Origin of the sequence: Streptomyces sp. CA2R106 (genome assembly GCF_037034245.1) — a bacterium.
GTDB lineage: Bacteria > Actinomycetota > Actinomycetes > Streptomycetales > Streptomycetaceae > Actinacidiphila.
In genome coordinates, this window is the sequence record NZ_JBAGKC010000067.1 from 1 (window position 1) to 6,214 (window position 6,214).

Here is a 6,214-nt window from a genome sequence, read left to right on the forward strand (position 1 = left end):
CATCGGGTCCGCACCAGGTACTCCGCGGTCTGCGACACCAGCGCGTCCGGGTCGGGCGCCTGGTAGCCCGGCCACGCCTTGTGCAGCCGGGTGTTGCCGAAGACCTTCGGCCGGAAGAGCTGCGCGGAGAACGGCGACACGGACTCGAGCGCGTCGAGCACCGGCCCGTGCGGCAGGGTCCGCAGGCCGTTGATCAGGTTGGCGAAGGCGGCCTCGTCGACGAGCAGCGGCCGCAGGATCTGCCGCCGGATGAAGCTGGAGTCCTGCTCGAACGCGGTGAACATCAGGTCCACGATCCGGCCCAGCCGCGGGGTCTGCTCCAGGTCCGGGCAGACGTGGTAGTAGCCGGGCTCGGCGGCCAGCAGCGCCATGGTCGCGTTGACGGTGAACTCCCCGGTGCCCAGGGAGACCGGGATGTCGGACAGGCCCGGCATCAGCGACAGCAGCCCGTAGTAGAGGAGCTTGAGCGTGTTGTGCACGGCGTTGTACTGGGTGACGCGGCCGCTGTCGTCGTCGGCGATGATGGTGGGCACCCGGGCGATGGTGGCCGGCAGCCCGCTCTCCTGCACCAGGCGCTCGGCCGTGTGCTTGGACCACTCGTAGTAGTTGGCGAACCGTACGGTGTCTTCGGCCGCCTCGGCGTCCGCGCCGTCGGCGCCGTCCGCGGCGGTGCGCGGCTCCAGCACCGGCCCGGCGGGCTCCTCGGCGATGTCGCCGACCGCCAGGCCCGCGGTGTACAGGGTCGACAGCAGGACCACGCGCTCCAGGTCGGGGCAGCGCTTGGCCAGTTCGACGACCTGCGCGGTGCCGCCGATGTTGACCGCCTTCGCGGTCTCCCGCGGGACGGCGAACTTGGTGACCGCGGCGGCGTGCACGATGTGCGTCAGGCCCGCGGTCGGCACCCCGTCGAGGGCGCCGGGCACGGTGAGGTCCGCCTCGGCGCGGGTGTACGCCAGGACGTCGCCGTAACCGCCGTGCTCGCGCAGGGCCTTGACGATCAGGCCGCCCACGTAGCCGGCGGCACCTGTTACCAGGACGGTCATGAGACGGTCACCTCCGCGAGGCGGACGGGGCGGTCGGCGTACGTTCGGGGCCGGCGCTGGCCGCTCACACCGCCTCCAGGATGGTGGCCTGCCAGTTGAGGCCGAAGCCGGCCATCGTCAGCAGCAGCCGGTCGCCGGACTTGATCCGCCCGGACTCCACCAGGGCGGCGAGGTTCAGCACGTTGTCGGCGGAGATCACGTGCCCGGCGTCGGGCAGCGTGACACTGACCACCTTCTCGGTGTCGATCTTGAACAGGTGCGCCAGGACCGTCCAGGCCACGTCGTTGGTGTTCTGGGTGATCACCCAGTCCAGGTCGGTGGCCTGCAGGTCGGCGCGCTTGAGGGTCTGCGCGATCAGCCGGTGCATGTAGCTGAAGTAGCTGCCCACCGTCTCGTCGTCGCTCGCCATGCCCAGACCGCCGTTGGTGATCTGGTGGCTGGCCACGAGGCGGAACCCGCCCTCGGTCGGCTGCCGGCTGACGACGCAGGCGGCGGCGCCGTCGGAGATCACGTTGTACGCCTGCTCGTAGACCGCGTTCTCCGGGAACCGGTCGGCGGTCACGCACAGCACGCGTTCCCAGGTCGGCTCGGTGGCGAGCATCGCGCCCGCGATCCGCAGCGAACCCAGCATCGAGGTGCACGCCTGCTGGTTGAGGCCGATCGCGATCGCCCCGTCCAGCTTGAAGTCGGCCTGGAGCCGGCTCACCGGAAAGTCCATCAGGTGCTTGACGTCCCGACTGCTGCGCCATTCCTCGTCGCTGCCCACGTTGGCGTTGAGCGGCAGGCAGGTGGCGTACACGATGGCGTCGGCGCCGGCCGCCTTGTCGGCGATCGGGCGGACCGCGGAACAGGCCAGGTCGTAGGCCGAGGTCCCCGGCTCACACATGTAGTGCCAGCGGAATCCGGCGGCCTTCATGTCCTCGGCGGACGAGAAAAGCCGGCCCGCCGCCGCGGATTCGTCGACACTGCTTTTCCGTTCACCGAGCGCGTACTTGAACGAATCGATGTAGAGGGATTCCAACATCGAACTCCCGTCTTCGCGCCGGGCCTTCTCTGGCGCCGCGAAATTGTGTGGTCGGAATCATCGATGGGACGAGCATAGGTCCGGCGGCTCAGGTAAATCCCTAGTCAGTCCGGGACCGCGCGGGGCCGGCTCGCTGTTTCCGCGTTCAGGCGCCGGGCCGCCGGCGGAACACGCCGGCGGCCGGCCGTAATTCGGCAATGCCCGTTCGGCGACAGGAAGCTGCCCGTTCGCCCGGTGTCCGGTGTTCGGTGCCCGGTGCCGGTCAGTGCCCGGGGCTCACACGATCCGGGTGCCGGGGAGCTTCCCGGCCGACCACAGCTGCCACATCGCGCGCCGCTGCGGCTTGCCGCTGGAAGTGCGGCGGATCAGGCCGTGCTCGCCGGAGATGACGGCGATCTCGGGGTCCGGCCCGAGCTCGGTGCGCAGCGCCTGGGTGACCTTGTCCGCCCACGGGCCCGGCTCGGCCTCGGCGAAGACAGCGACGCCGGGGCGGCCGCCGTCGCTCATGCTGACCACGGCCAGCCGGTTGAGGCCGGCCGCCTCGCGGGCCTTGAACTCCAGGTCCTCCACGTACACCGTGCGGGCCCGGACCTTGAGGCTGTCGCCCATGCGGCCCAGCACGTACAGGTCGCCGTCGTGCACGAACCCGGCGTCGCCGGTGTGCAGCGGACCGTCGAACGGCTCCTCGCCGACGTACCCATCGGTGACCGAGCTGCCGGTGATGACGATCTCGCCGAGCGAGCCCTCGGGCAGCGCCTTCCCCTCGGCGTCGGCGATCTCCACCCCGACACCGTCCTCCGGCAGCGGCCAGCCCTGGCCGGCCAGCCAGCCGGTACCGTCGCCGGCCTCGGGGGTCACAGCGCCGGCCGGCGGCAGCAGCAGACCGGTCTCCAGTACGGTCACCGGCTCGCCGAACCGCATCTGCTCCCAGTCCGGCCGCGCCACCCGCCCGGGGCGGCCGACCGCGCCCGCGGTGACCGCGGAGGTGTTCTCCGCCAGCCCGTAGGCGGGGTGCAGCGCGGCCGGGTCGAACCCGGCCTGGGCGGCCGCGGCCGCGAACGCGCGCAGCGCGCCCGGGTCGGGCACCTCGCCGCCGACGACCGCCGTCCGCCACCCCGACAGGTCCAGCTTCGCCCACTGCTCCGGGCGCAGCCGGCGCGCGACGTAGCCGAAGCCGAAGGACGGCGCACCGGAGTGCGCGGCCTTGCCGGCGCTCAGGCACGACAGCCAGCGCTCGGGGCTGCGGATGAACTGGTCGGGCCGCATCAGCCACAGGTCGCCCTGCCGGTCGGCGGTCATCACGCAGGTCAGCAGGCCCATGTCGTGGTTGAACGGCAGCCAGGACGCCATGCCGTCGCCGTCCTGCCACCGCATCCAGCGGCGCAGGATGGCGAAGTTGGCGTCCATGTTGTCCCAGGTGACCTGGATGGCCCGCGGGCTGCGGGTGGTGCCCGAGGTGAACTGGAGCACCGCGACCCGGCCCGGCTCCTGCACCTGCGCCGGGCTGCCGGCATCCCGCCGCACCTCGCTGACCGGTGTCACCTCGGCCAGCAGCGGCGCCGACTCGGCGTCGGCGAAGGTCACCGCGGGCTTCGCCTGCGCCAGGATCGCGGCGGTGTGCGCGGTGTACTCCGCGCCCGCCCCGTACCCCGGCACCGGCAGCATCGTCGCGCAGCAGCCCGCGGCCCAGGCGCCGTACAGCGCGGCCAGCCCGTCGCGGTTGCCCGGCAGGGCGATCGCGACGACGTCGCCGCGGCCCACGCCCCGCGCGGCCAGGTCCGCCGCGACCCTGCGCGCGTCCTCGGCAAGCTCGGCGTACTCCACTCGCTCCCAGCCGTCACGCTCCCCGGCGAACCACACGCCGCGGCCGGGAGACGGCGCACTCAGCCACCCAAGTATCGACATGCGCCCATCCTGCACGACCTGGCGGCGATATTGACTAGGGATTTGCCTGAGTCACCCGGCCTACGCTCGCTCCATCGATGATTCCGCCCACACAATTCGCGGGAACGGGCGGCAGACCCGGCCCGAAGACGGGAGCTCGATGTTGGAACCTCTCGATATCGATTCGTTCAAGTCCTACCTGACGCCCAACGGCATTGAAAGCCGCGACGACGCTGCTATTTCCGTCTCTGGAGGCGACATGAGTGATCGGCTGCATGGGCGCACGGGAGACGAGACATGAGCCTCGCGGAATCCGTGGCAGCGGTGGCTCGGCGGCTCAGCGAGGTGTCCCAGCACTCGTACCAGAACCCGTACACCGCGCTGGACTGGCCGGAGTCCGTCGACCCCGGCGTGGACTGGTTCTCCTCCCCCGAACTCCTCAGCCTCAACGGCACCCCGTACTGGGACAAGATGTCCGAGGCGGACCGCAAGCGGCTGGCGTTCCACGAGGCGGTGAACTTCTACAGCCTCAACATCCACGGCGAGAAGGGCCTGATGGCCGGCCTCGCCGAGCGGCTGTACCGCAAGGACATGATCCAGGTGGCGGACTACCTGCATCACTTCCTCGACGAGGAGAACAAGCACAGCATCTTCTTCGGCGGCTTCTGCACCCGCTACGCGCGGGTGTACCGCAGCCGCCAGTTCTCCGTGGGTGAGGAGGAAGTGCCGCGGGACGTCGGCGACTTCCTCTTCTTCGCCAAGACCATGGTCTTCGAGGAGATCGTGGACCACTACAACTGGCTCCAGGCCCGCGACGAGCGGCTGCACCCGGTGGCCAGGTACATCAACCGCAACCACCACGTCGAGGAGGCCAGGCACCTGATCTTCGGGCGCAACCTGGTCACCGAGCTGTGGCGGACCAAGCAGTGGGACGCACAGACCGTCGACGACGTCCGCGGCCACCTCGCGGCGTTCATCACCAGTAGCTGGCGGGAGTACTACAACCCCGACGTCTACGCCGACGCCGGACTGGCCGACCCCTGGGAAGTAGCCGAGAGCGCGTGGAACTCCCCGGCGCAGCGGGAGCACCGCCGCACCGTCACCGCCAAGTGCCTCGGCTTCCTCGCCACCGAAAAGATCCTTCCCGAGGAGCCCGTCGATGCTTTCTGAGCCGGATTTCCGCGCCGAGCTGCGCGCGTGGGTCAGCGAGAAGTCAGGGGTGCAGGTCACCGACCACAGCCCGATCTTCGCCGACCGCACCCTGCGTTCGGTGCACATCCCCGAGCTGCTGCTGCTGATGGAGCGGCTGCGGGGCACCCCGATCGACGTCGAGGACCTGCGTCCGACCGACTTCCGCGACATCGACACGCTCGCGACCCGCTTCGGGACGCAGTCGTGATGCGCTGGCACGGCTCCGGGCAGGTCTCGCTCTCCGGCGAGCTGCTGCGGCTGGCCGGCGACGCGGACGCGGCGTTCCTCCAACTGGCCGGGGTGTGGGGGGCGCAGGGCGAACGGCACCCCTCCACGCTGCCGGCCGCCGTGCTGCGGAAGACCGGCTACCTGCGGTCCTTCCCGCACCAGGCCACCTTCGCGGTCGGGCTCGAGCCCGACCGCATCAGCGGCTTCGCCGAGGACCCCGACCAGGACCCGCGGCCGTTCCTCGGCCCGGCCGACGAGATCCTCACCCCGGCCGCCTGCTACCACCTCTACCCGGCGCACGAGGGCGAGGCGCTCGCCGAGCCGCTCTACCTGACCACGGTGAACACCTGCTACCGGCGGGAGCGGGAGTACGTGCCGCTGCGCCGCCAGTGGTCGTTCACCATGCGGGAGATCGTGTGCGTGGGCACCGCCGAGGAGACCGCGCAGTTCGCGCGGCAGACCAGCGAGGCGGTCACGCTGCTCTTCGAGCTGGCCGGCCTGGACGTCTCCTGGGAGCACGCGACCGACCCGTTCTTCGAGCCGGAGCAGAACCCGGCGTTCCTGATGCAGAAGCTGAGCCCGGTCAAGCGCGAGGCGACCTACGGGGACCTGGCGATCTCGTCGGTGAACCTGCACCACGAGCACTTCGGCGAGGCGTTCGGCATCACCAGGGACGGCAAGGACGCGCACACCGCGTGCGTCGCGTTCGGACTGGAGCGGTGGCTGGCCGCGATCCTCGGCACCCACGGCGAGGACCCCGCCTCCTGGCCCGACCTGCGGGCCCTGGCCGCGGAGGTGACCGCCAAGTGGCCGTTGTCGTGAGCGAACCCGTGCGGACCCGAGA

Annotated in this window: 6 protein-coding genes; 3 read left to right on the forward strand and 3 right to left on the reverse strand. The window is 70.9% G+C overall.

Annotated features, from left to right (window positions below):
* From WA788_RS34870 to WA788_RS34880, 3 genes are all read right to left on the reverse strand, one after another.
* The coding region (locus WA788_RS34870) for an SDR family oxidoreductase (protein ID WP_335984390.1) at window positions 1-1,043 on the reverse strand (1,043 nt) is incomplete at its 3' end.
* A gap of 64 nt (window positions 1,044-1,107) precedes the next feature.
* Window positions 1,108-2,067, reverse strand: coding sequence for a 3-oxoacyl-[acyl-carrier-protein] synthase III C-terminal domain-containing protein (locus WA788_RS34875; RefSeq protein WP_335984391.1), 960 nt, complete (start codon window positions 2,065-2,067; stop codon window positions 1,108-1,110).
* A 276-nt stretch (window positions 2,068-2,343) separates the two neighbouring features.
* A complete protein-coding gene (locus WA788_RS34880) occupies window positions 2,344-3,972 on the reverse strand; it encodes an AMP-binding protein (RefSeq protein WP_335984392.1) in 1,629 nt (542 codons plus the stop codon).
* A gap of 276 nt (window positions 3,973-4,248) precedes the next feature.
* Between WA788_RS34880 and WA788_RS34885 the strand changes: the two genes are divergently transcribed.
* The 3 genes from WA788_RS34885 to WA788_RS34895 are packed head-to-tail and all read left to right on the forward strand — an operon-like array spanning window position 4,249 to window position 6,192.
* Window positions 4,249-5,121, forward strand: a complete 873-nt coding sequence (locus WA788_RS34885; RefSeq protein WP_335984393.1) for a diiron oxygenase — start codon at window positions 4,249-4,251, stop codon at window positions 5,119-5,121.
* On the forward strand, window positions 5,111-5,350 hold the full coding sequence (locus WA788_RS34890; protein WP_335984394.1) for a hypothetical protein: 240 nt from the start codon (window positions 5,111-5,113) through the stop codon (window positions 5,348-5,350). Before WA788_RS34885 ends, WA788_RS34890 begins: the two co-directional genes overlap by 11 nt.
* The gene (locus tag WA788_RS34895) at window positions 5,350-6,192 is read left to right on the forward strand and encodes an aminoacyl--tRNA ligase-related protein (RefSeq protein ID WP_335984395.1); all 843 of its coding nucleotides are present in this window, start codon (window positions 5,350-5,352) and stop codon (window positions 6,190-6,192) included. The genes WA788_RS34890 and WA788_RS34895 overlap by 1 nt, the downstream gene beginning before the upstream one ends.
* The last annotated feature ends 22 nt before the right edge of the window (window positions 6,193-6,214 follow it).

Bases quoted from the DNA above. Each gene is read 5' to 3' on its own strand.
- WA788_RS34875 (WP_335984391.1), bottom strand. From the start codon at position 2,067: ATGTTGGAATCCCTCTACATCGATTCGTTCAAGTACGCGCTCGGTGAA.
- WA788_RS34880 (WP_335984392.1), bottom strand. From the start codon at position 3,972: ATGTCGATACTTGGGTGGCTGAGTGCGCCGTCTCCCGGCCGCGGCGTG.
- WA788_RS34885 (WP_335984393.1), top strand. From the start codon at position 4,249: ATGAGCCTCGCGGAATCCGTGGCAGCGGTGGCTCGGCGGCTCAGCGAG.
- WA788_RS34890 (WP_335984394.1), top strand. From the start codon at position 5,111: ATGCTTTCTGAGCCGGATTTCCGCGCCGAGCTGCGCGCGTGGGTCAGC.
- WA788_RS34895 (WP_335984395.1), top strand. From the start codon at position 5,350: ATGCGCTGGCACGGCTCCGGGCAGGTCTCGCTCTCCGGCGAGCTGCTG.